The following is a 22607-nucleotide window of genomic DNA, read 5'->3' as shown; positions in this document are numbered from 1 at the left end:
CGACGCGCGTGACCTGCTTCGCCTTGACCTTGGCGAGGAAATCCGAATAAGCGATAGTATCTTCCGATACCGGAGGGGATGAATTGATCTGATTGAAGATAAGCAGGGAACCTACAATAAGGGCTGTCCAAAGTAGCAGGTTTTGTAGAGTTGCTTTCATGGTAACGTCTCCTGCGCCCAATATTCGACTTGGGCAATAATCATGGGTTAACCAGCATCACGGGCATTTAGGTGCCCGATGAATACCGGTAGGTGCCGTCCCTGGTGGAATTTCCAAATCGGAGGAACCGCCGGTTCCGGCCGATGATACCCCGCCCCTCCCTAACACGATGGCCGGGATTGCAAATCCTTTTGCTTCGCGGTCGGCTGAAATAAGGATTATCAGTCGGCCGCGTTACAAGTGACGTTGATTATTATTGTAGGAAGTACGCCAAATGACTCAATCTAATCGAAGAGATACTCGCTGATTTTCATCATAGTGTAATATTTAGGCCAATTCAAATTCCGCCGGACTCACGCCGAGTTCATTCGCGATCCGGACCGCCACTTTTTTCTCGGACAGATCGAAATTACCGTCGGATGAAGCGATCGCGATAATCATCCGCATCAACAGACGAGCCGCCTCGTTATTCGACTTGAGCTTGCCTAGAGCTTGGAAAGCCTTGGCTTCGCCGATATCCTTATCGAATTCGAGCTGGCCGACGAAGTCCTGAAATGCCTTGATCACGTCGCTGGTCGTGAATATCGACAGGGCATCGTTGCTTTCGATGAACTTGATCATTTTTTGTTTTTCTTCGCCGCTAATACTGCCGTCGGCCATCGCAATCAATGCGGAACCCGCCATCGCAGCATTCAGAAAATCCTTGTTCTTGAATTTCAACGCTTCGGTTTTTAATTCACTGGCTTTGTTTTTCAGTTGGCTCAAGAAACTTTCGAAACTCACGGATTAACTCCTTCTTATATTAGGGTTTTTGAATAAAATAAAACAATTTTCGATTAATAGTCATTTGACAAATAATATCCTGTTTATACTCCAAAAGACATCGGCATGGTTAAAATAACGGCAAATCAAATACGCCCGCTTTTTTATCTGCTAAAGGTTTTATAGGACCTGCCCGCCGATACGACCCCGTCTTCAGGAAACCGCTACCTTATTTACTGCCCGCCACATAATTTAAACCCCAGCCGTAAGCATAATCCATTTGCTGGTGGCCGGAAAAGTAATCGACCAGTTTGGTGATGCGCAGCTGCCCGTTCACATTTTCCAGCATCGCAATCGCGCACATGAACTGATCGTTACGGTGGCTATCGAGACGCACTTCAATATCCGGCTGATTATGGGACTTGATCGTGATCACCGCATCGACATGCGACCAGTTCGGCACGCCCTCGTAAATAAATGCAAAGATCAGCACTCGGCTGAATTCATGCCAGTAATTTCCGTTGATACGCATCGTTTCGCCGCCGATCGAACGGCCGCTCCGATCATCCTGATCCAGTTCGATGAACGGAAACTGCTGCAAATTGCCGAAGTGCCCCCCTAAAGCCTGCACCGCGCCCCGGGCGCCATCCTGAAACTCCCAAAGACAGGCCAGATCGAGATCGATGCCTTCCGCTTTTCTGCTGAACAGACCCGGCGACTTGGTCGGGGTCGAGTTCCAGTTCAAATTGACGATAATTTCGCCGAGGCCGTTCCGATTTTTTTCCAGCGAGATCGACTGGCCGCGCTTATCGAGGGTGATCTTGCTTAAATTGAGCTTCTGGGGCGACGACTCCGGCAAGGGCGCAGGGCTCGATTCGCCTTCGCTTACATCGACCCCGTAAAATTCGGCCAAAGGCTGCAGGCCTCCGACAAAACCCTGACCGACCGCGCGTAGCTTCCAATTGTCCTGATGCCGGTAAAACTCGACCAGAATCAATGCGGTTTCCTGGTTTTTAGTCGTATCGAGCACAAAACTAGCAATCTCGAATCCGGTGAGGAAATCCTTGACCAGCACGGTCACATGCTGAATTTCCGTAAAACTCTGGCCTTTCACCTGCCCGTCGGTAATCGTCATCGTCAACGCGATTTTTTGCACGGACGGCTGGGTGCGGTCCAGATGCAGCGTCAAACGGTTCTGCTCGGGCTCAAGCTCGATACCCTGATCGGCGCGAACGGGCTGGTTGTAAAAAACGAAATCCTCGTCCAGGGACACCTTGCCCTGCGCATTTAACAGAAAGGCGCTTATATCCAGATCGGGTCCGGAGATTTTGCGGCCCGTCATAACGGTGACATGCAGCGCCGGCACGGGCAACAGGCAATTCTGCCCGGCGACCATATCGATCCGGTTATACATCGGTAAGTCCTCCAACGGTAATAGGTGGATAATTAACTATGGACCTCCTTGTAATCCGGCAACGATACCAGCTCTCGGCTTCCGTAGCACGCGTGCCGGGTGACGATCTCATCGCTCCACTGCCGGTGCGTCGCGACTTCGCACATCGCATCGTGCATTCTGAACACCGCCGGCGCGGCACTGTCGTGCATCGACAAGGCCATTTCGTAGTCGGAGCGCTCGACGCGATAGGCATTTTCGATCGCCGGCACCTGATCGGGATGGATGGCGGTCTTTCCGGTCAGGCCGTGCGCCAAGTCCTGGCGAATCTCCTGCTGCAGGATATCGTAATCGTCCAGATATTCGAAAACGGGTGACGACAACGAGAATCCGTAAGGCTTGAACAGGGTCACCAGTTGCGCCACGACATGGCCCAAAGGCGTTTGGTAAAGCGTCATATGCCGGGGCCGGCGGATTCCCAGCAGATTCATCAAGTCATTGCCGCCGATTCTGAGCATCAGGATGCGCTCTGCGTCCACCTCTTGAAGGAGAGCCTGGCGGAGTTCTTGCATCGCCTGCGGATCGAACACTTCGCGGGTTTCGAGCGTCGGCATCACTTTGAAAGAAGTGCCGGATAGCTGGTCCAGGTAGGCGGAAAAATTGTCGATCGTGAATTTAGGCAGCACAAAGCCGTCGATGCGTTCGATGTGCGGCAAATCCAGCAGCCGCGAAAGAATCTCGGGATTACGCGCGCGAATGAACCGGAAACGCTGCCGGGTTTCTCGAAAGCCCTGCATGCACAAGCCCAGATGGCGAATGCAGCTTTCCACCTCGTACTTCAATACCGCGTCTTCGGTGCAAAAAATCATCGAACGCAGCTGGGGCAGCTTGTCCCCGTTCGCAATGTCGCGGAGATCGAGCCGGTGAGCGGGCATATACAGCGGTGCCCCCAGTTGCCACGGTGAAAACGGCCGGTCTTGTTCGGAAACAGCGGTGATCTGATTCATTTAACCTCTTTGATTAAGGCAGCCGCGCGGTAAGGCATATTTCGACGCACTTCGATCGGGATCGATTTCGACTCGGCCAGCCAAAGCAAATGCCGAGTGGCTTCCGAATCCGGATTCCTGAGCAGCAAGCGCCCGGCTTCGCGCCTCAACAGTACGCGGGTCGCTTCGCCGATTCCCGGTTTGATGTAATTATAATGGCTTATGCGATATTGTTGAGCAACAGCTTTCAAAAAATCGAGCGAGACCCCCTTCAGCCGCTTCGAATCGTACTGCGCTTCAGGCACCGGCACTCCGAATTGTCGATAGACCTCTTCCGCATAGTCCAGCATCGCATCGACAAAGAAGCGGGACAAGTCGTACGGCTCGAATTCCTTATAGTATAGACAACCGTGAAAAGCCGCCGGGTCGACTCTGCCTTGCCGCCAAACGGAACGGCTGATCAAGCCGGATACGGTCGAATTTAATACGCAGGACGGTATCAGGTAATCCTCGTTTGAGGCCGCGACCGCGGCTGAACCGGACAAGTCCGCCAACACGAATAAATCGGCCGGTATGCGGATACCGTCGGAAGCGGCGAAATCATCCAGGCTCGTCGCCAATTCACTCGCAATCACGCCCTTTCCGGTCCAGCCGTCCACAAACACCAGAGAGTCCGGGGAATGACGCTGTAAAATATGGCGCAATGCATTTCGATCGATACCCTTGTCGCGCAGGATCGAAAGCGAATAGTGCGCAGCCTTCCGGCCGAAATGGCGCTGCAGCACGTGCTTCAAAAGCACCCCGACCGGCGTGCCGGCACGCGCCAGCGAAACCAGCGCGATCTGTGTCTTGCGCAGCCTGACGATCCGTTCGGCAAGTGCCAAAAGATGCCCGGCCATGCGCCGGCCGTTCAACGCCAAGGCATCATGGAACAATTGCACATAAACATCGGACGGCAACGATTCTCGCGTCAGCATTTCCGAATAATGCCGACGCCCTGACTGGATCAGGGCTTCCTTGACCAGCACCGGAGTATCTTCCATCTCGATCGGGGTCAGTAAAAATTCGACATCGTCCGCCGAATAACTGCCGGTAAACGGAACCGTCATTTCATTGCACCGCGGCAAGGGTTTGGAACAACTGGGTATTTTTCGGAATCAGTGCATAGTCGCAGAGCGCCAGAAACGGCGCATCGGTCCGGCTGTCGCCAGCGCCGAATGTCAGAATCTCGGGATGACGGCGGCGGTAACGATCGAGCAAATACCGCACCGCGTCCTCCTTATTGATGAGTTTCGGCAAAATCGCCAGGTTGTTGCCGTTCAAATGCGCGTACAGGCTGCCATCCCGAAACGCCGGATGCGGTTTGACGGCCTCTTCGAGCAATGTCCGCAAAGGCGCTTCAAGGGCCGACCGGTGCTTCACGACCCCGAACCAGTCGATCCCGAAATCGCGGACCAGGCGTAACTTGTAGCCTTCGCTACGTCCGGCGAAAACCTGCACCTCTGCCCAGACTTCCAGCAGCTTTTCATAATAGCCGGGCAAGAGATCCTGCATTCTTTCCATCCAGGGCTTATCGATGCGGCGCTGCCGGTCCAAAATCACCGCACCGTGATTCAGAACGGCCTCTTCGCGGAACGGTAGGTTCACGCGCCCGAAAGCCCCCGCGTCGCGCGCGGTGACAGGCACGATCTTGAAATCCTTCTGAAACCATTGCCACAGCCATTGCTGCTTGCGCGTCGCAAACGAATTCGGGGTGCCGTCGGGCAAAAACGCGCGCACTGCCAGCGCCGGATCGTCCGGCCCGTGCTCGCACTTACGCAAGGTCTGGAACAGCGTGTCATCCAAATCGAGAAAAATGTAATTTTGCATGTCCGGTGGATGAATCGATGGCGATGCGGACGCCGATCGCGCGCCAGGCATCGAGGCGTTCCTGCAGAGACTCGTTCAGCGGGGTTTCGTGGCAAAGCAGGATCGATCGATAAGCGTCGGGATTCAGATTGTAAATAAAATTATCGATGCCGTCATCGTAGTTGTCCTTGAAGCGACAGACTGAGGCGATGTCGTTGCCCGGACGGATCGGCGACCGGGTCGTGCTCTGCACCTTGACCCGATAGCCCCGGCGCTCCAATTCACGGCCGAGCAGATAGGCCGGCGCATTGCATTCGCCGGTGCCCAGCACCAGCAACGGACCGGAATCGGCAGGAGCCAGCAGACTTTGCAGAGTAAGAATATCATTATCGGCCAGTCCGATCGGAGCCTTGATCCCCAAACGCCCGGGCCAGGCCAGTAAATACTTCTTGCAGCGGCCGTTGCCGATCACGTTGACTGCTGCTGCCGGCGGCAAACCCTCGTCTCCGTTCTCCTCGAAATGCATATTGCCCTCGCGCAGCGCGACCCATTCGACCGGCACGCCGGCCTGCGCTTCGAGCTTCGCCCGGTCTTCCGTCTTCGCAAAATTGACCAAGCTGACGATATACACTTTGCGCAAACCGGGATTGATCGCCTGATACGCCTGAATCAGCCGCAAAAACGTGCGTCCGGTGCTGATTTCATCGTCGATCAGCACCAGGATTTCCACGCTGCGGAATAGCTCCAGCGCCTGTACCTCGGCCGGATAATATAGGAAAAAATCGGTCGCATGGCTGTGCGCCTCGTCGAATTCGAGGCGCGGCAGGCCTTCCAGATGATAGCGCGTAGTCTGCATGAACAGCCCGTCTCCGGCACCTTCCCGGCAAGCCGCATCGAACACGCCGTAGCCGAGGCCGGTCGCAGTTTCGGCCATCCCGATCCAAAGCGCGCGCTGCCCTGCCCCGCTGTCCAGCACCGATCGCGCCAATGCCCGATAGGTCCAGCTCATCATCAGCGGGCTGACCGGATAATGCTTGCCGAGCACCTTGCTGACCAACAGGAATTTGCGCTTGCTGCCGATGCGCGAGGCAAAACCGAGCAAGCGGCGGATCGGTACGCGGCCCGGCTCGAGATCAAGATGCAGAACGCCGCTATCGAGTGGAATGGAAAGGGTTGTTGTCATGAAAATTTCGTATGCGGAGAACGCGCGCGGCCATCCTGCGAAAGGCAGCCTTAGACGTTACAGTCAGCTGAAACAGAACCGGAAGTTTATCGAAGCCATGTGACAGATTAATGGGGCAAATGCGGTCAGGCTACCCATGCCTCATCCATTAACACCACCGGCGTATTGATTTCGCTGATTTTAAGCCCGTAACGCAACGGCGGAATCTCCGGCGTTTCGCCTTTAAAACCTTCGAGCGCAATCTTTGCCAGATTCGCGCCGGCAAGGCACGCCATGCCGAAGCCGCCGGACGGACGCGGATTGATTTCGAGCAGGCGCGGGCCGGACTCGCCTTCCTTGAACTGGATATTCACCAGGCCGTTCAGACGGTAATGGCGGATCAAGCGCTCGGTCATGCCGGCGATCGCGGAATTGTCATCGATCAACTGGCCGTGCCCTGCCAGCGGCGATTTTTTGCGCTGCACCGCGCACAAGAGTTCGCCGTGCCGGGCCGCGCAATCAACGCTCCATTCGGGACCGCCCAGATGCTCCATCACCAGCAGCGTATCGAAATGCGGCGTATGCTCCATCCCGTCCCGCAGCTCCTGCAGCGGAATCTGGTATTCGACGCCTTTCAGCAGGTGGCTGATGCTGTCGCGTTCCCGGTCCAGAATCCGGAAACCGAGACCGTAGACCGAAACGGCCGGCTTGACGCACAGGCGCTTATGCTTCGAAGCAAGCCTTTCTACCGCCCGGTCGAAAGCCTCGGCATCGTTGACCGCCACGAAATCCATCGCCAGCGCAACCTCTTCCGGCAAATCGGCGTAAAAATGCGCCTTGTTGTGCAGCAGCGACAGCGTGGGGTAGTCGGCCGCCGCCATCAGACTGATGCCTGCGGACTCGAATTGCGCCCGATTTTTACAAGCCAGCGCGGATTCCTTGCCGGGCCAGAAAAGCTCGATCCGGTGCTCGAGGCAAAAGTCGAGGCACCAGTCGATATATTCCTGTCCGTGCAGTTCGGAAGGCTCCAGATAGGCTTCGTCGGCCGCCAGGAAGGCAGTCGCGGTGCGGTGCGTATGCGTGCAAACGAGGGTAGTCCCGTCGTCCGAATAGCCGGCCTTCAGTTGGCGGAACACCGCGCCAATCGTCGAAAAAGTCTTGTTGAACCAGATCCGCATGCCGCTTTACAAATTCGCGGTGATTTGCGGCAGCAGGCTGTCGATCGTCCGGCCGTGGCCGTTTTCGCCGATCGCATGCATTTTCCATTCGCCTTCGTGGCGGTACACCTTCGCCATGATCTGCGCGGTATGCGAACCTTGCGCGCTGAGCGTATAGCGGGCGATTTCCTTGTTGGTACCGCCGTCGACCAAGCGGCAATACGCATTCTCGACCTGATCGAAAGTCTGGTTGGTGAATGAATTGACCGTGAATACCAGTGATTTGACGTTGGCCGGCACCTTGCTCAAGTCCACGACGATCTGTTCGTCGTCGCCGTCGCCCGCGCCGGTCCGGTTGTCTCCGGTATGCACGACGCTGCCGTCCTTGCTTTTCAATTGCCGGAACCAGACCGTATCGACGATCTTCTTTTGTTCGTCGAACATCACGCACGAAGCGTCAAGGTCGATCGAACCGCCGCCACCGCCGCCGCCAAACATTCCTTTCAACAAGCCGCCGCCGGATTTTTTCGCGTCCCAGCCGAGCCCCATGATGACCTTGCTCAGCGCACCGCCCGCTTCTTTGTTCAGCGAGATTTTCTGGCCTTTTTGTAAACTGATACTCATTGTATTGCTCTCCGATTTTATTTAGAGATTCTTTATGATTGTTGTGGATTCTGACGCTTTAATGAACGATGCCTTTAATTTTGGCTGCTTCGAGCCATTGAGGAAATTCGCCCAGCAGACGGTCATACAACGCTTGTTCGCTGATGCTGTGAAGATCATCCAGCGCAAAAAATCCGCAGTTGTCGACAATACGCCCGGCCATCGTATCGAGTTTTTCGAGAATGCCGTATTGTCTGCCGCCGATTCCGACAAATTGCCAGAAGATCGGCAGCGATGCGGCATGGATCAGCAAGTCTTTGATTTCCTTGTTTCGGCTCACGCCGCCGTCGCTGACGAAGATCACCAGAACCGGCAGGCGCGTGCCGCGGTAATGTTCGATCACCTGTTCGATTACGGCCGGTTCGTTATTGATGCTCATCATGCCCCAGTTACGCCAGCCTCGCTCCGCGCTGTTGACATAATCGGCATAATTGGCGAGCGTAGCGGGCGGTAGTGCCAGCACTTTGCGCGAAAACGCCCAAACGTCCAGTTCGCCGTCGTCGTCGAAATGGACCGCCAACGGCAGCAGCCGCTCGATTACTTCCTGCACCCGGCCTTTGCTGTATTGCCCGCTCATCGAGCCTGACGCATCCAGGACCAGGCCGACCCGGGCAATCGTGGCATCCAGACGGTATTTTGCCAGCGAAACGGTCGCCTTTTTGGCCAGCTCGACCAATTTGGGCGAACCGGCCGCCATTTTCTTTTCAAGCGACAAGGTTTGAGCGGGCGGTACGGGAGGCGCTGCAGGCACATCCTCCGCCACCTCGCCGCCGAAATGCCGCACCAGCGCCGCCAGGCCACCGTTAAAGCCTTGGCCGGTGGCGCAAAACCGCCATGCCCCATCCTTCCGGTACAGCTCGCCGAGCATCAGGGCTTTTTCGTCCTGAAAATCCGGCCCCGTAAAGGCAAAACGCGCACCTTCCTGCCCATTCTGCAAAAAGCGCAGATGACCGGACCGGATCTGCCTCATCGTCCCGTTACCGTCGATGGCGGCGGTAAAAACCAGCCGGTCGATCGAAGCCGGCAAGCTGTCGAGCCGGCACAGAAACCCCGTCCGATCGCCGGCCGGAACGGCCAGCTCGACGCCGCCGCAAGGCGTTTTCGGCTGATTGTAGAAAACCATGTAGCGGTCGTCGGACAACTTTTGCTGTGTGTCCAATCCGAAACAGGCGAAATCGACGGCCGCCTCAAGGCCGCTGATGTTGAGACCGACTTGCACGGTTTGCGAGGCGCCGGCAAACAGCAAGGACAACGGCAACCGCTGCCCTTTGGAAATGTCCATGCCGCTTAATCAGGCAGCGTCAGACGTTGACGCCGAATGAAGACGCCAACGGCCCGAGGCCTCCGGCATAACCTTGGCCGACCGCCTTGAATTTCCAGTCGGTGCCAACCCGGTAGATTTCGCCGAAAATCATCGCGGTCTCGATCGAGGCGTCTTCGCTCAAATCGTAGCGGGCGATTTCCTGGCCGCCTTCTTCGCTCACGATGCGGATATAAGCGCGGCTGACCTGGCCGAAATTCTGCCTGCGCGACTCGGCCTCGTGGATCGTCACCGCGAAAACGACTTTGTCCAGATCGGCCGGAATACGGCTCAGTTCCACCTTAATGACTTCATCGTCGCCCTCGCCGGCGCCGGTCAGATTGTCGCCGGCGTGCGCCACCGCACCATCGGCGACCGATTTATTGTTGTAGAAGCAAAAATCGTTGTCGGAACGGACTTTGCCGTCCATTTTGACCAGGAAAGCGCTGGCGTCGAGGTCGAATGCCGCGCCGTCGGTCGCGCGCGCGTCCCAACCCAAACCCACCAGGATTTTATTCAATCCGGGGGCTTCCTTACTCAAATTGACGTTACCGCCTTTGCTCAATGAAATCGCCATGCTCATGCTCCTCTTGCTTATTGGTGTTGTTCTAAAGTTTGCAGGTTATATGTTGATGCCGTACTGCCGGGCCAGAGCGGCCAAGCCGCCCGCGTAGCCCTGGCCCACGGCGCGGAATTTCCATTCGCTGCCGTGGCGGTAGATTTCGCCGAAGATCATCGCGGTCTCGATCGAGGCGTCTTCGCTCAAATCGTAGCGCGCCACTTCATTATTGGTATCCTTGTTCACGATCCGGACATAAGCGCGAGCCACCTGGCCGAAATTCTGCTTGCGGGCCTCCGCGTCATGGATGGTTACCGTAAAAGCGACCTTCTGGATATCGGCCGGTATCTTGTCGAGCAGTACCAGGATTGACTCGTCGTCGCCGTCACCGGCGCCGGTGCGGTTGTCGCCGGTATGTTCGACCGAACCGCAGGCCGACCTGGTTTGATTGTAGAAGATGAAATCGCTGTCGGAACGGACCTTGCCGTCTTCCTTGACCATGAACGCGCTTGCATCCAGGTCATAGTCGGCACCGTCAGTCGCCCGCACGTCCCAGCCGAGGCCGACCAGCACGTTCTTTAACGTAGGGTCGGTCTTGGACAAGCTGATATTACCGCCTTTGCTCAGGGAAATTCCCATGGTTATCCTCCTCGAAGCGTTATAGGAATGAATATCTTCGCGTGATTTTTAGATATCGATCCGTATAGGATAGAAGAATATCGCGAAGTTCACAAAAATTCCTGATTGATGAAAGCGGTTTTCTATGAAAATTGAAGACTTATAAACAACTCCCAGATAAACGTACAGGTTGGCATTAATGCCATTTTTGGCATTAATGCCGTACCGCTGGATTGGGTTCAGAACCGCACATCCTTGCTTTGACCGGACTGGAAGCCAGCCTGCGCCTGCGGTGTATCCGATGGGGATGACAAGGCGCGTTCCTGCTGGCCTTTGATCAAAATGCGCGCCAGCTTGCGCAGGCCTTCGGACGAGATTTCCAGACCTAACGGACTTCCGATGCTTTCGAGCTGATAGATCACATCGGTCGCCGCAATGAAAGTCATATAGCGCAGCCCCTGAATTTCGGGCAACTGTTTCGCCAGATTATGCAGTTCGGGCGCAAGCCGTTCCCAGGTGTCGGTAAAAAATACCCGGACCGGATCCTTACCTCCCGTCTGTTGCCCTTTGATCGCAGCCTGGAAGGCGCTGCGGGCTTCGAGCAGAATTTCGGTCAGCGTATCGCGCATCTGCTCGGAGTTGGAATCGAAGGACGCCTGCTGGACCGCTTTGCTGAGAAACGCGTCCCACTCCTGCCAGGCTTCCTGCCATTGCTGCTGTTCGGCAGCCGACAAGGGGCCGGCCGGCGCGCTCGTCAAAGGTTTGACCGGCGCGTCGAAACCGAGAGTCACCGATATTCCCTCGTCTTTGGCAGCCGCGCCGGTAAATTTCAGCGTACTGATGATCTGATGCAGTTCCGCCTCATTTTCCTTCGGCAAGTATTCGGCCAGTTTGCGTTCGATGTCGCCGCGCGATTGGTTCAGATCGATTTTCAGGCTCGCCAGTTGCGGCTCGGCATAGCGCCGCAATAAGTCCTGCAGCTGGTCGATATTCAAAGGCACGCCGGACCGGTCGTATGCCCGTGCCTGGGTAACCGGCAGGCTGAGCACCGTTTGCTGCGGATTGATCGTCGGCTGCTGCCAGGTTTCGAGCAATCCGCTCCATTCCAAAAGCGGCAGGCACTGGCCGTTCATCCCCGAACCAAAACGGACATGCACGTTATTCGTCAGATGCACCTGGCCATTCTGCCCGTCCAGCTGCGGATTGGAGAGCTGCACGAAACTGCAGCCCTGGCGGTCTTTCCAGACATTGGCGCTGGTGCCGGGGCCGGTAAAAAGCTGCGAAACCAGGGTATTTTTGATCAGGCTGTAGTCCGCAGATAAAGGAAGACTGAACGACTCGGCCCATCCGGGCTGGGTCATTGCAGCGAACAGAATGGCGGCTGAGGAAAGCAATCGAGGAGTCATGGGCTGGAATATTCCGTAACAAAATCAGGCGAAGGCGCCGCAAGCGCGGAGGATGATAATACGCCGTCGGACAACGAACGATTAGACATTGTTCACCATGAACCTGCGATGAACGGATGGTCAACGGATGGAAATCGTTCAGGCCGGCTATCCGAACGACGGCATTTTACCGGGAGCCGATTAGCATTCGATTAACCTTAAAAAACGGAAGACTTCAACGCAGCTGCGCCGGAAAATCTGTACAATACCCGCATGCTCCGCGCCGTTCCCGGGCGCGCCACTTTGTCCCCGTCCGTTATGAAAAGAGTCTCCGCGTTGCTATTTTTTATGGCGCTGTCTTGCCACGATTCCGTACAAGCCGGCACCCCTTCCTGGGCGCGCGTCACCGCGCCTGCCGTCCTCGGCCCCGCCGCCGAAAGCATCGGTTCCTACACGGCCGGCTGCCTGAGCGGGGCGGTCCAACTGCCGCCGAACGGTACCGGCTATCAGGTGATGCGCCTGTCCCGGCACCGCTATTACGGCCACCCCGATCTGAAAAATTTTATCGAAACCCTGGGACGGAGCGCGGCAAACCGGCAGCTCGGCGTTTTGCTGATCGGCGACATGGGACAACCGCGCGGCGGCCCGACGCCGAACGGCCATCGCAGCCACCAGAACGGCCTGGACGTCGACATCTGGTTCCTGCTGTCGAAACAGGCCGAAACCCGGACGCTCGCCGATAACGAACGGGAACAGTGGAGCGCGCCTTCGGTGCTACGCGATCATTCCGACCTGATCGACAGCCGCCAATGGTCCCAAGCGAACGAGCAGATACTTCAAATCGCGGCGGAAATGCCGGAAGTCGAAAGAATCTTCGTGAATGCCGGCATCAAGCGGGAGCTGTGCCGGACGCACGCCGGCCGAAGCTGGCTGCGCAAAATCCGCCCCTGGTGGAAACATGACGATCACTTTCATGTCCGCCTGAAATGCCCGAAGGACAGCCGCTACTGCGCAGGCCAGGAAAGCCTGCCCGCGGGCGACGGCTGTAATGCATCGCTGGACTGGTGGTTTTCGGCCGAAGCGAAGGCGCCCGCCAAAAAGCAGCCGCCGCCGAAAGCCCTGATTTTACCGGCGCGGTGCGATCAGGTGCTGTACCGCTGAGGCGCACCTCGCCTCCGGATAAATCATGCCCTACCCGATCGATAAAAAATTCGTGATTGCCGTCTCGTCGAGCGCATTGTTCGACCTCGGCGAATCCGACCGCGTATTCCGCGAACAGGGCCCCGTCGCCTACAAATCTTACCAGGAACAGAACCGGAACGAGGTGCTCGGCAAAGGCGTCGCCTTTCCGTTCATCCGCCGTTTCCTGAACATCAACGCGCGCTTCGGCGCCGAACAGCCCGTCGAAGTCGTGCTGCTGTCCCGGAACTCGGCCGCCACCGGCCAGCGGGTGTTCCGCTCGATCAGGCACCACGGCCTCGACATCAGTCGCGCCGCCTTTACCGAGGGCAAATCGCCCTACCCCTACATTCCGGCGTTCAATGCTTCCCTGTTTTTGTCGGCCAACGAAAACGACGTGCAGAAAGCGATTGCCGCCTGCTATCCGGCAGGCGCCGTGTTGCCTTCGGCCGTTTTCGACGACCCCGACGACGAGGAATTGCGCGTCGCCTTCGATTTCGACGGCGTGCTGGCCGACGACGAAGCGGAAACGGTTTACCGCAACGGCCAATTACAGCAATTTCACCAGCATGAGCAAGACCGCTCGCACATTCCCCATAATCCGGGGCCGCTGGCCGACCTGTTCAGGAAACTGGCCATCATGCAACAACTCGAAGACCGGGCGATCGAACAGGACCGGAACTATAAACGCATCCTGCGCACTGCGATCATCACCGCCCGCAACGCGCCGGCGCACGAAAGAGTGATTACCACGCTCGAAAGCTGGGGGGTCAGCGCGAACGAAACGTTCTTCCTGGGCGGAATGAGCAAGGAACGTATCCTTACCGTCTTCAAGCCGCATATTTTTTTCGACGACCAGAAGAGCCATCTTTCGACGAACGGCAAGGACATCCCGATGGTGCACATTCCGTTCGGCATCGCCAATCGGAGCAGAACGGAAACAGCATCGGTTTCATCTCAATAACTCGCGAGTTCAACGCCAGAATAGGACCTGCAAACACTCTGCAGCGACGCGTCTTTCCGAAGCATGCGCAAATAACGCATCGGTTATTCTCACCGCAGCCGGTGCATCCCGAGCTATCAAGGAACTACCGCAGGCAGGGCCTATCGAATATACCGAATTGCCGGAAACCGCTAATGTTATAACTTGGCTGTAAACAGGCCTATTTAGAGAGGGAATACATCCATTCAAGATGTAACTGAAAGCGCAATCCAATTCTGCATACCGAAAAAGGAGGGACCCATGCCATCGAATCGCCATTCTGCCGCTCGTCTGATGTTTATCTTGATCTTTGCAGGATTACTGCAAGCCTGTAACTCGGCAGCAAAAGCCCCGCTGCAACCGGCCGGCCGGGATAAGACCATGAAAACCGAGGTACTTGAGACGGGAGCCGCCATGTTACAAAGCGACTCGCCCTTGCAGCCCATGAACGTTTATCTGGATGGTTTCCATGCCTCCAAGGAAAACCCGGCGCATCAAACGGAAGCCCATCATTTCTGCCGCCAAGTCAATCAGGATTTCGCCCAGTGCGTGCTGTTCGACGGCAATACCCGCCAGGCGAACCTGATCGGCATCGAATACATCATTTCGGAGCTGCTGTTCAACTCCCTGCCCGAAAAAGAGAAACAATATTGGCACCCGCATAATTTCGAAATCCTGTCCGGACAGCTCATCGCCCCCGGTATTCCGGATATAGCCGAAAAAGAATTAATGAAAGGCAAGATGAACAGCTACGGCAAGACCTGGCATGTTTGGAACTCGGCCCCGTTCGGACAAACCGGGGACAAGATGCCGTTAGGCAAGCCGACGCTGGAATGGTCATTTAACCGCGATGGTGAGGCCCTGCCCGGCTTGGTCGAGCAGCGGGATCAACGGATGGATTTCAGTACCCGCGAGGAGCGGCAGGAACGCGCCGATTTGAGTGATCTGGCCAAGCCGCAGTCCGGCGTCGACGCCTTGAAAGGCAAATTTTCAAGACCGACCCGTTCCCTTCCCGGCGTCGTGGATAAAAAAGCTGCCGGTCGGCAGTAGCTCGCAGGGCAATCCGGACCTAACTCGCGGATAGACGCCGGATACTCTTGTCCTAACACTTCCCGCCCGGTGCTGCCGACCAGGCATAGGTCTTGCATTAAAGAAAGCCGCGCACCCTGTTCATGCTTCCCATCGATGCCGATGGTGTCCTCCCGGCACCTGCCTATACTCACGCACCTGCCGCAAAACCTCGGCATACCGCCGGCGGAATGCCGGCAGGTGTCGCTGCTAGGATACGTCCCGGAGGTTTTTCAGTCCCCCTAAGAGAGCAGCCGGACGCTCCGTCGCCTGACACTGCCGCTTGCAGATGTCGGCCTGGCAACCGCGACGACGGCTTCGCAGGCGGCTTGCCGGCCTGCCCGGAGCGATCCGTTTATCGGGCCCGTCCGATGCGCTATTCCAACGGAACAGTAAGCTTACGCCCCCCGTCCGCATAGACTTGACTCGGCCCGATTCCTTATAATGCTGCGCCGAACCGGCTATACGCAGCTTTTCCGGCCGAAGAACCGTCCTGTCCGATTCGCTGCAGTTGATGCCGCACCGCTTCGTCCCCCGTGAACGATATCCGGCTTGAACTTACCTTCCATTGATGCTAATATCGATTCAAAACTATTATGGAGATCGACCACGAATGAAAACCGCTAAATCGCTTCTATCCAATACCCTCGCCCTCGGCATGGCGGCGTTTCTTTTCCCTTACGGCGCACAGGCCGTTTCGGATGATGCCCAAAAATACCACCGGCTCTATGAAGAAAATTGCGCGAGCTGTCATGGTTCGGATCATGGCGGATTTCTGGCGCCTGCATTGAACAACGAAACACTGAAAGGCCGCAGCCCGACCGCTTTGCGCACGATCGTGATGACCGGCAGCTTCGATACGCTGATGCCGCCGTTCTACGGCCGCTTATCCGATGACGACATTCGCGGCCTGGTCAAGCATCTGCAATCGACGCCGAAGCTGGACAATCCGGCCTGGACGATCGACGATATGAAAGCCTCGCTGAAAGTGTATATCTCGGACGAAAGCAAACTGCCGGAAAAACCGGCCTACGCCATCGACGACATGGACGACATCATCGGCGTTGCGGCGCGCGGTAAATACGGCCGCGGCGAAGGCTCGAAAGCGGTGTTCATCAACAGCAAGACCCATCAGAAAGTCGGCGAAATCCCCACCAACGCGGCCGCCCACATCATCGACTACAACCCGGCCAATCCGCGCTGGGCTTACGTGAAGAACGACACCGCCGAAATTTTCAAGGTCGACCTGTATTCGATGCAGGTCGTGCGCAGCATCAAAACCGGCTTCAACGGACCGGGCCTCGGCGTCTCGCGCGACGGCAAATACCTGATGGCCGGCTCTTACGTGCCGCACAATGCGGTAATCCTGAATGCCGATACCCTGGAACCGTTGAAAACGTTCGAACTCGAAGGCGTCGATCCGGACGGCAATCTGGTTTCTTCCGATTCGGGCATGGTAATCGGCACGCCGTACGCCGATGTTCTCGTCGTCGCGCTGGAAAATGCGGGCCAGGTCTGGGTCGTCGACCTGAAGGACGATTTTCCGGTCACCAAAATCGAAAATGTCGGCCGCCATTTGCACGATGCGTTCCTGACCCACAACGGCACCAAGCTGATGGTCGCTTCCTATGACGACAGCATCGTAACCGCGATCGACCTGAAAGAGCGCAAGATCATCAAGAAGCTGGACGCAGGCTGCGTGCCGCATGTCGGCGGCGGCGCGGCGGTTCAAGTCGACGGCCGCACACTGGGCTTCGGCACCAACTTCGGCGACTGCAGCAAGACAGTCGTCAGCGTCTGGGATCTGGACAAAATGGAAGTCGTCAAGCAAGTGCCTGTCGCCGGCGGCACCGAATCGCCGGCCGCGCATCAAAACGCGCCTTATGTCGCGGTGGACATCATTTCCAAAGACCGCCGCGCCCGCACCGTGCAGCTGATCGATAAAAAATCGCTGGAAGTGGTCAAGACGCTGGATGTCGGCGGCCATGCCTACTTCCCCGAATACAGCGCGGACGGCAAATATCTTTACGTAAGCGCCGGGTACAATGGCGACGAGGTGGCGGTGTTCGACTCGACTTCGCTCGAAAAAGTCGCCGCGGTTCCGATGGAAAGCCCGGCCGGCATCTTCTCGCACGGACGCGTCAAATACATCACGCGCGGGCTGTCGCCTGAAGAGTCGAAGGGAGCGCATCAATGAAAGTACTGTTCATCTCCGGCGCGTTGATGGCGGGAATTTTGGCTGCAACATCGGCGGATGCGGCAAGCATTTACGCGGGCCAGACGCAAGCGGCTCAAGTCTGCTCGCATTGCCATGGCGTCCGAACACCGTCGGCGGACGCGCCGTTTCCGCCGCTGGCCGGACGGGACGTGGAATATTTGCAGAAAGCGTTAAAGGAATACCGCGACAAGACCCGTAAATCGGACATCATGAACGCGATCGCAGGATCGCTGTCCGACGACGATATCGCGGATGTTGCGGCTTATTATGCCCAACAAGCAATAAATCCATGACCGGAAAACTGCTGCCGCTGCTGCTGGTCGCCTTGCCGGCAGCCGGCGGCGAAATTTCCGCCGAACGGCAGCAGGCGCTCCGCGACCTGTTGAAACAGGATTGCGGGGCGTGCCACGGCCTGACTTTAAAAGGCGGCATGGGGCCTGCGCTCTTGCCGGAAACGCTGGCCGGCAAATCGGACGACTTTCTGGCCGATACGATTTTGAACGGGCGCCCAGGCACCGCGATGCCGCCTTGGCAGCCGTTCATGAATCGGGACGAAGCCCTATGGCTAATTGGAATATTACGGACAAAACCAAATTAAGCTGTGTAGGATGGGTAGAGCGCAGCGAAACCCATCGATCGAAACCCATTATGAGTCCTTCTGCGATGGGTTTCGGCTGGCGCCTCTACCCATCCTACGCTCTGCATCTATGTAGCCGTACCTATCCTACAAAAATGGTTTATCGGCCAATTTAATTATTTATTGATCTGCTCATGAAAAAAATTGTTTCTTTGTCATGCTTATTAATTCCCTTCAGGGGACGCTTAATGACAGAAACGACACTGTGCTTGCTTATACTCACTTGCCTTTTTTCACCGGCCTCCTTCGCCGAACTCCGCGCCACCGGCGACCTCGGCGTCGTGATCGAACGCGAAAGCGGCAGCGCAATCATCGTCAATACGACTCGGCATAAAACGCTTGCCAAAGTCGAAGGCCTCGGCGACCTGTCGCATGCTTCGGTGGTATTTTCGCGCGATCAGCGCTATGCCTACGTTTTCGGGCGCGACGGCGGCCTGAGCAAGATCGACCTGCTTCAGGACAAGGTCGAAAAGCGCATCGTGCAGGCCGGCAACAGCATCGGCGGCGCGATCTCCCAGGACGGCAAGCTGATCGCGGTGTCGAACTACACGCCGGGCGGCGTAAAGATATTCTCGGCCGACACATTGGAACCGGTCGCCGACATTCCCGCGCGCTACGCAGACGGCAAGCTGTCGAAGGTGGTCGGGCTGACCGATGCGCCCGGACAGCGCTTCGTGTTCAGCCTGTGGGATGCGGGCGAAATCTGGACCGTAGATGTCAAAAATCCGCAAAAACCGGTGATCCAAAAATATCCGAACATCGGCAAGGAACCCTACGATGCGCTGATGGCACCGGATGGACACTATTATATTGCGGGCCTGTTCGGCGAGCCCGGCCTGGCGTTGCTCGATTTATGGCAGCCGGAGCAGGGCGTCAAACGCATTCTGCCCGATTACGGCAAGCACGACGAAAAACTGCCGGTCTACAAGATGCCTCACCTCGAAGGCTGGGCGGTCGCCGGCGATTATTTGCTCGCGCCCGCGATCGGCCGGCATGAAGTGCTGGTGATCGATAAAAAATCCTGGCAGCTGGTCAAGGCCATTCCGGTACCGGGCCAGCCGGTGTTCGTGATGGCGAGGCCCGATGCGCGGCAGGTCTGGGTTAATTTCGCCTTTCCGGATAACAATCAACTGCTGGTAATCGATACCAAAGACATGTCATTGACGAAACTGCTGACGCCGGGAAAAGGCGTACTGCACATGGAATTCACGCCGCGCGGCGAACAGGTCTGGGTCGCGCTGCGCGACGACAATCAGGTGGTTGTTTACGATACCGCCACGCTGGAAGAGGTTTCGCGCCTCCCGGCACAAAAACCGAACGGAATATTTTTCACTGGGCGCGCCCATAGAATCGGCTTATAGCCATGCTGACCGATCTGCATAAACAACTATTGAACGATTTTCAACGCGATTTTCCGCTGGTCGAACGCCCGTATCTCGAAATTGCGAACAGGCTCGGCGTCAGCGAAGACGAGGTACTGTCCGCGCTCGCCGAATTGCGCGACAACCGGTTGATCAGCCGTGTCGGCCCGGTCATTCCCCCGAACCAGATCGGCGCCAGCATGCTGGTCGCGATGGCGGTCCCGGAACCGGAATTGCAACGGATCGCCGATATCGTCAGCCGTTTTCCCGAAGTCAATCACAACTACGAACGCGAACACCGTTTCAATCTCTGGTTCGTCGCGGTCGCTTCCACGACGGACCATCTGGCCCGGGTGCTCGACTCGATCGAACGGGAAACCGGTTACCTGACCCAGCGTCTGCCGTTGGTCAACGATTTTTTCATCGATTTGGGATTCCGCCTGGATCTGAGCCATGCTTGATACGCGCGATTTTGAACTGCTGGCCGCAATCCAGCTGGGCCTGCCGATCAGCCCGCGGCCTTACCACGACATCGGCCTTGCGCTCGGCATGGCCGAAACCGAAGTGATCGCGCGGCTGACCGTTCTGAAACGGATCGGCCTGATCAAGCGGCTCGGGGTGATCGTCAAGCATCGCCAATTGGGTTACCGGGCCAATGCGATGATCGTCTGGAATATTCCGGACGCGTTCGTCAAAGAGATCGGCAGCCGCATCAGCCAGGCATCTTTTGTAACGCTCTGCTACCAGCGCCCGCGTACGCCGGAATGGCCTTACAACCTGTATTGCATGATTCACGGCAAGAACCGCGATACCGTACTCAAGCAGCTCGAACAGCTCGGCACGGACTGCAATCTGGACCGGTTCGACCGGCAAATCCTTTTCAGCCGGCGCTGCTTCAAACAGCGCGGCGCCGTCTACCGAACACCGGAACCCGCCGCTCCGGCCGAGTTAGCGCATGGATGAGATAGACCGCCGCATCATCAATGCGCTGCAGGCCGGGTTTCCGATCTCGGAAAGGCCTTACCTGGAAGCTGCGCAGGCTTTGGGGCTCAGCGAACAGGAACTGCTTGAACGCCTCGGAAAACTGTTACAAGAACAAACCTTATCCCGCTTCGGCCCCTTGTACGACGCCGAAGCGATGGGCGGCGCCTTGACGCTGGCTGCAATGCAGGTGCCTGAAGAACGCTTCGAAGAGGTCGCCGAAATCGTGAACGGATTCCAGGAAGTCGCGCATAATTATGCCCGTCGCCACACGCTGAACATGTGGTTTGTGCTCGCGACCGAAACCCCCCAACAATTGCGGGATGCCCTGGACGAGATCGAACGCCGGACGGGCCTGACCGTGTACGACATGCCGAAAATCACCGAATATTTCGTCGGCCTGAAACTGGAAGCCTGATGCCGAACCTGGATGAAACCGACCTGAAAATAATGCGTGCCACGCAGGCCGGCCTGCCGTTGACAGCGCGGCCCTACCACGCCGTTGCGGAGCAACTGGAATTATCCGCCGTGGAAGTGATCGAACGGATGCGCCGGCTACAGGAATTCAGCGTGATCCGCAGGATCGGCGCGGTGCCGAATCATTACAAGTTGGGCTACCGGTTCAACGGCATGACGGTCTGGAATGTGCCGGAGGAAAAAATCGATGCGCTTGGACAAAAAATCGGCCGGCTCGATTTCGTCAGCCATTGTTATCATCGTCCCCGACATTTGCCGTTATGGCCTTACAACCTGTTCGCGATGGTACACGGCAAGAGCCAGGAAGCCGTCGACCGGCAGATCGAACAAATTGCGGAGATTCTGGGCGACGACAATCTGGGCTCGGAGGTACTCTACAGTACCCGGATTTTGAAAAAGACCGGATTTCGCAGCCGGTAATAAATGAGGTCACGGTGTAGGGTACGCTGCGCGTACCTTAAGCCTACCCCGGCGGAATAACGCCAAAATGGTACGCGCAGCGTACCCTACATTTTAATTGATAACCTCCATGTTCAGATTAAGCCATTTCATGCGGGAACTGCTGGATCCCCAGCCCTTGAAACCCGCCCGTAAACCGGCCGCGCCGGTCGTCATCTGGAATTTGATCCGCCGCTGCAACCTGGCCTGCAAGCATTGTTACACGACCTCGGCCGATGTCGATTTTCCGGGAGAGCTGAGCACGCAGGAAGTCTACACCGTCATGGACGATTTGAAAGGGTTCAAAGTCCCAGTACTGATCCTGTCCGGCGGCGAGCCGCTGCTGCGCCCCGATATTTTCGACATTTCCCGGCGCGCGAAAGCGATGGGTTTTTATGTCGCCCTGTCCAGCAACGGTACCCGGATTTCGGAACGGAACATCGACGAGATCGCCGACATCGATTACCAGTACATCGGCGTCAGCCTGGACGGGATTCAGGAAACGCACGACAACTTTCGCCGCATGTCCGGTTCGTTCGACGAAGCGCTGCATGGCGTTGAATTATGCCTGAGCAAAGGTATCAAGGTCGGGATCCGCTTTACGCTGACCCGGGACAACGCACAGGATTTTCCGGCCTTGTTGCAATTGATGGATGATTACGGCATCGACAAGTTCTATCTGTCGCACCTGAATTACGGCGGCCGCGGCAACCGCAACCGTAAGGACGATGCGCATTACCGGATGACGCGCGAGGCGATGGACCTCTTGTTCGACACCTGCTACCGGTGGTTGAAGGAAGGCAAGGAGCGCGAGTTCGTGACCGGCAACAACGACGCCGATGGGGTGTACTTCCTGCATTGGGTCAGACAGCGTTTTCCGGAACAAGCCGAACACATCCGTGCCAGGCTCGAACAATGGGGCGGCAATGCCTCCGGCGTCAACGTCGCGAACATCGACAATCTCGGCACTGTGCATCCGGATACGTTCTGGTGGCATTACGCCTTGGGCAATGTCAGACAGCGCCCGTTTTCGGAAATCTGGATGGATCGCAGCGATCCGTTGATGGACGGCCTGAAGCGGTCGCCGCGCCCGCTCGAAGGCCGTTGCGCCACCTGCCATTATCAGGCGATCTGCAACGGCAATACCCGCGTCCGCGCCGCGCAGACCACCGGCAACTTCTGGGCCGAAGATCCGGGTTGCTATTTGACCGATGCGGAAATTGCGGCCCCGGTATAATCGGAGAATCAGAGGCCCGGTACGCTCAGCGTACCC

25 protein-coding genes are annotated in these 22607 nt (G+C 56.9%); 12 read left to right on the top strand and 13 right to left on the bottom strand.

Going from position 1 to position 22607, the window contains the following annotated elements; genetic code table 11:
* From JJL52_RS17645 to JJL52_RS17585, 13 genes are all read right to left on the bottom strand, one after another.
* The coding region (locus JJL52_RS17645) for an ATP-dependent metallopeptidase FtsH/Yme1/Tma family protein (RefSeq protein ID WP_202053812.1) at positions 1 to 160 on the bottom strand (160 nt) is incomplete at its 3' end.
* Between the two features lie 327 nt (positions 161 to 487).
* Entirely contained in the window at positions 488 to 943 is a 456-nt protein-coding gene (locus JJL52_RS17640; RefSeq protein ID WP_202053811.1) for a TerB family tellurite resistance protein, read from the bottom strand.
* A gap of 208 nt (positions 944 to 1151) precedes the next feature.
* The gene (locus JJL52_RS17635) at positions 1152 to 2336 is read right to left on the bottom strand and encodes a TerD family protein (protein WP_202053810.1); all 1185 of its coding nucleotides are present in this window, start codon (positions 2334 to 2336) and stop codon (positions 1152 to 1154) included.
* 32 nt (positions 2337 to 2368) lie between these two features.
* Positions 2369 to 3322, bottom strand: coding sequence for an HpcH/HpaI aldolase/citrate lyase family protein (locus tag JJL52_RS17630; RefSeq protein ID WP_202053809.1), 954 nt, complete (start codon positions 3320 to 3322; stop codon positions 2369 to 2371).
* Positions 3319 to 4410: a cysteine protease StiP family protein gene (locus JJL52_RS17625; RefSeq protein ID WP_202053808.1), complete on the bottom strand. Its 1092-nt coding sequence runs from the start codon at positions 4408 to 4410 to the stop codon at positions 3319 to 3321. Before JJL52_RS17625 ends, JJL52_RS17630 begins: the two co-directional genes overlap by 4 nt.
* A 1-nt stretch (position 4411) precedes the next feature.
* Positions 4412 to 5170 carry an HAD family hydrolase gene (locus JJL52_RS17620; RefSeq protein ID WP_202053807.1) on the bottom strand — a complete coding sequence of 253 codons (759 nt, stop codon included), beginning with the start codon at positions 5168 to 5170 and terminating at the stop codon, positions 4412 to 4414.
* Positions 5139 to 6332 (bottom strand): phosphoribosyltransferase domain-containing protein, encoded by a 1194-nt coding sequence (locus tag JJL52_RS17615; protein ID WP_202053806.1) that lies wholly within the window; start codon positions 6330 to 6332, stop codon positions 5139 to 5141. The genes JJL52_RS17620 and JJL52_RS17615 overlap by 32 nt, the downstream gene beginning before the upstream one ends.
* A gap of 125 nt (positions 6333 to 6457) precedes the next feature.
* Positions 6458 to 7489, bottom strand: a complete 1032-nt coding sequence (locus JJL52_RS17610) for an ATP-grasp domain-containing protein (protein WP_202053805.1) — start codon at positions 7487 to 7489, stop codon at positions 6458 to 6460.
* A 6-nt stretch (positions 7490 to 7495) separates the two neighbouring features.
* Positions 7496 to 8092 (bottom strand): TerD family protein, encoded by a 597-nt coding sequence (locus JJL52_RS17605; RefSeq protein WP_202053804.1) that lies wholly within the window; start codon positions 8090 to 8092, stop codon positions 7496 to 7498.
* A gap of 58 nt (positions 8093 to 8150) precedes the next feature.
* Positions 8151 to 9413, bottom strand: a complete 1263-nt coding sequence (locus JJL52_RS17600; RefSeq protein WP_202053803.1) for a VWA domain-containing protein — start codon at positions 9411 to 9413, stop codon at positions 8151 to 8153.
* Between the two features lie 19 nt (positions 9414 to 9432).
* Entirely contained in the window at positions 9433 to 10008 is a 576-nt protein-coding gene (locus JJL52_RS17595) for a TerD family protein (protein ID WP_202053802.1), read from the bottom strand.
* A 45-nt stretch (positions 10009 to 10053) separates the two neighbouring features.
* Positions 10054 to 10629, bottom strand: a complete 576-nt coding sequence (locus JJL52_RS17590; RefSeq protein ID WP_202053801.1) for a TerD family protein — start codon at positions 10627 to 10629, stop codon at positions 10054 to 10056.
* A 218-nt stretch (positions 10630 to 10847) separates the two neighbouring features.
* On the bottom strand, positions 10848 to 12014 hold the full coding sequence (locus JJL52_RS17585; protein ID WP_202053800.1) for a hypothetical protein: 1167 nt from the start codon (positions 12012 to 12014) through the stop codon (positions 10848 to 10850).
* Positions 12015 to 12311: 297 nt separating this feature from the next.
* Here JJL52_RS17585 and mepA point away from each other — a divergent pair, with 297 nt between their 5' ends.
* From mepA to nirJ, 12 genes are all read left to right on the top strand, one after another.
* Positions 12312 to 13154, top strand: a complete 843-nt coding sequence (gene mepA / locus JJL52_RS17580; RefSeq protein WP_202053799.1) for a penicillin-insensitive murein endopeptidase — start codon at positions 12312 to 12314, stop codon at positions 13152 to 13154.
* A 25-nt stretch (positions 13155 to 13179) separates the two neighbouring features.
* Positions 13180 to 14136: a 5'-nucleotidase gene (locus JJL52_RS17575; RefSeq protein WP_202053798.1), complete on the top strand. Its 957-nt coding sequence runs from the start codon at positions 13180 to 13182 to the stop codon at positions 14134 to 14136.
* Between the two features lie 432 nt (positions 14137 to 14568).
* Entirely contained in the window at positions 14569 to 15204 is a 636-nt protein-coding gene (locus JJL52_RS17570; protein ID WP_236994334.1) for an OBAP family protein, read from the top strand.
* Positions 15205 to 15835: 631 nt separating this feature from the next.
* A complete protein-coding gene (locus JJL52_RS17565; RefSeq protein WP_202053797.1) occupies positions 15836 to 17419 on the top strand; it encodes a nitrite reductase in 1584 nt (527 codons plus the stop codon).
* Positions 17416 to 17733: a c-type cytochrome gene (locus JJL52_RS17560; protein WP_202053796.1), complete on the top strand. Its 318-nt coding sequence runs from the start codon at positions 17416 to 17418 to the stop codon at positions 17731 to 17733. The genes JJL52_RS17565 and JJL52_RS17560 overlap by 4 nt, the downstream gene beginning before the upstream one ends.
* Complete coding sequence (locus JJL52_RS17555) at positions 17730 to 18038, top strand: c-type cytochrome (RefSeq protein WP_202053795.1); 309 nt, start codon at positions 17730 to 17732, stop codon at positions 18036 to 18038. The genes JJL52_RS17560 and JJL52_RS17555 overlap by 4 nt, the downstream gene beginning before the upstream one ends.
* Positions 18039 to 18265: 227 nt before the next feature.
* Positions 18266 to 19438, top strand: a complete 1173-nt coding sequence (locus JJL52_RS17550) for a cytochrome D1 domain-containing protein (protein WP_202053794.1) — start codon at positions 18266 to 18268, stop codon at positions 19436 to 19438.
* Between the two features lie 2 nt (positions 19439 to 19440).
* On the top strand, positions 19441 to 19899 hold the full coding sequence (locus JJL52_RS17545; protein ID WP_202053793.1) for an Lrp/AsnC family transcriptional regulator: 459 nt from the start codon (positions 19441 to 19443) through the stop codon (positions 19897 to 19899).
* Positions 19892 to 20401, top strand: coding sequence for a siroheme decarboxylase subunit beta (gene ahbB / locus JJL52_RS17540; protein WP_202053792.1), 510 nt, complete (start codon positions 19892 to 19894; stop codon positions 20399 to 20401). The genes JJL52_RS17545 and ahbB (JJL52_RS17540) overlap by 8 nt, the downstream gene beginning before the upstream one ends.
* The gene (locus tag JJL52_RS17535; protein ID WP_202053791.1) at positions 20394 to 20837 is read left to right on the top strand and encodes an Lrp/AsnC family transcriptional regulator; all 444 of its coding nucleotides are present in this window, start codon (positions 20394 to 20396) and stop codon (positions 20835 to 20837) included. The genes ahbB (JJL52_RS17540) and JJL52_RS17535 overlap by 8 nt, the downstream gene beginning before the upstream one ends.
* The gene (gene ahbB / locus JJL52_RS17530) at positions 20837 to 21316 is read left to right on the top strand and encodes a siroheme decarboxylase subunit beta (protein ID WP_202053790.1); all 480 of its coding nucleotides are present in this window, start codon (positions 20837 to 20839) and stop codon (positions 21314 to 21316) included. Before JJL52_RS17535 ends, ahbB (JJL52_RS17530) begins: the two co-directional genes overlap by 1 nt.
* Before the next feature lie 109 nt (positions 21317 to 21425).
* Positions 21426 to 22571 (top strand): heme d1 biosynthesis radical SAM protein NirJ, encoded by a 1146-nt coding sequence (gene nirJ, locus JJL52_RS17525; protein WP_202053789.1) that lies wholly within the window; start codon positions 21426 to 21428, stop codon positions 22569 to 22571.
* Positions 22572 to 22607 lie beyond the last annotated feature (36 nt).

The organism is Candidatus Methylomicrobium oryzae, from assembly GCF_016745425.1.
Taxonomy (GTDB): Bacteria; Pseudomonadota; Gammaproteobacteria; order Methylococcales; family Methylomonadaceae; genus Methylomicrobium; species Methylomicrobium oryzae.
Note: the sequence above shows the minus strand (reverse complement) of the source record. Positions and strands in the feature narration are given on the sequence as shown.

What these genes read in the sequence shown, in the direction of transcription:
- JJL52_RS17595 (WP_202053802.1), bottom strand. Translation starts at nt 10,008, where the DNA reads ATGGCGATTTCATTGAGCAAAGGCGGTAACGTCAATTTGAGTAAGGAA.
- ahbB (WP_202053790.1), top strand. Translation starts at nt 20,837, where the DNA reads ATGCCGAACCTGGATGAAACCGACCTGAAAATAATGCGTGCCACGCAG.
- JJL52_RS17615 (WP_202053806.1), bottom strand. Translation starts at nt 6,332, where the DNA reads ATGACAACAACCCTTTCCATTCCACTCGATAGCGGCGTTCTGCATCTT.
- JJL52_RS17610 (WP_202053805.1), bottom strand. Translation starts at nt 7,489, where the DNA reads ATGCGGATCTGGTTCAACAAGACTTTTTCGACGATTGGCGCGGTGTTC.
- mepA (WP_202053799.1), top strand. Translation starts at nt 12,312, where the DNA reads ATGAAAAGAGTCTCCGCGTTGCTATTTTTTATGGCGCTGTCTTGCCAC.
- JJL52_RS17600 (WP_202053803.1), bottom strand. Translation starts at nt 9,413, where the DNA reads ATGGACATTTCCAAAGGGCAGCGGTTGCCGTTGTCCTTGCTGTTTGCC.
- JJL52_RS17570 (WP_236994334.1), top strand. Translation starts at nt 14,569, where the DNA reads ATGTTACAAAGCGACTCGCCCTTGCAGCCCATGAACGTTTATCTGGAT.
- JJL52_RS17565 (WP_202053797.1), top strand. Translation starts at nt 15,836, where the DNA reads ATGAAAACCGCTAAATCGCTTCTATCCAATACCCTCGCCCTCGGCATG.
- JJL52_RS17605 (WP_202053804.1), bottom strand. Translation starts at nt 8,092, where the DNA reads ATGAGTATCAGTTTACAAAAAGGCCAGAAAATCTCGCTGAACAAAGAA.
- JJL52_RS17550 (WP_202053794.1), top strand. Translation starts at nt 18,266, where the DNA reads ATGACAGAAACGACACTGTGCTTGCTTATACTCACTTGCCTTTTTTCA.
- JJL52_RS17635 (WP_202053810.1), bottom strand. Translation starts at nt 2,336, where the DNA reads ATGTATAACCGGATCGATATGGTCGCCGGGCAGAATTGCCTGTTGCCC.
- JJL52_RS17545 (WP_202053793.1), top strand. Translation starts at nt 19,441, where the DNA reads ATGCTGACCGATCTGCATAAACAACTATTGAACGATTTTCAACGCGAT.
- ahbB (WP_202053792.1), top strand. Translation starts at nt 19,892, where the DNA reads ATGCTTGATACGCGCGATTTTGAACTGCTGGCCGCAATCCAGCTGGGC.
- JJL52_RS17630 (WP_202053809.1), bottom strand. Translation starts at nt 3,322, where the DNA reads ATGAATCAGATCACCGCTGTTTCCGAACAAGACCGGCCGTTTTCACCG.
- JJL52_RS17560 (WP_202053796.1), top strand. Translation starts at nt 17,416, where the DNA reads ATGAAAGTACTGTTCATCTCCGGCGCGTTGATGGCGGGAATTTTGGCT.
- JJL52_RS17590 (WP_202053801.1), bottom strand. Translation starts at nt 10,629, where the DNA reads ATGGGAATTTCCCTGAGCAAAGGCGGTAATATCAGCTTGTCCAAGACC.
- nirJ (WP_202053789.1), top strand. Translation starts at nt 21,426, where the DNA reads ATGTTCAGATTAAGCCATTTCATGCGGGAACTGCTGGATCCCCAGCCC.
- JJL52_RS17620 (WP_202053807.1), bottom strand. Translation starts at nt 5,170, where the DNA reads ATGCAAAATTACATTTTTCTCGATTTGGATGACACGCTGTTCCAGACC.
- JJL52_RS17585 (WP_202053800.1), bottom strand. Translation starts at nt 12,014, where the DNA reads ATGACTCCTCGATTGCTTTCCTCAGCCGCCATTCTGTTCGCTGCAATG.
- JJL52_RS17555 (WP_202053795.1), top strand. Translation starts at nt 17,730, where the DNA reads ATGACCGGAAAACTGCTGCCGCTGCTGCTGGTCGCCTTGCCGGCAGCC.
- JJL52_RS17575 (WP_202053798.1), top strand. Translation starts at nt 13,180, where the DNA reads ATGCCCTACCCGATCGATAAAAAATTCGTGATTGCCGTCTCGTCGAGC.
- JJL52_RS17625 (WP_202053808.1), bottom strand. Translation starts at nt 4,410, where the DNA reads ATGACGGTTCCGTTTACCGGCAGTTATTCGGCGGACGATGTCGAATTT.
- JJL52_RS17535 (WP_202053791.1), top strand. Translation starts at nt 20,394, where the DNA reads ATGGATGAGATAGACCGCCGCATCATCAATGCGCTGCAGGCCGGGTTT.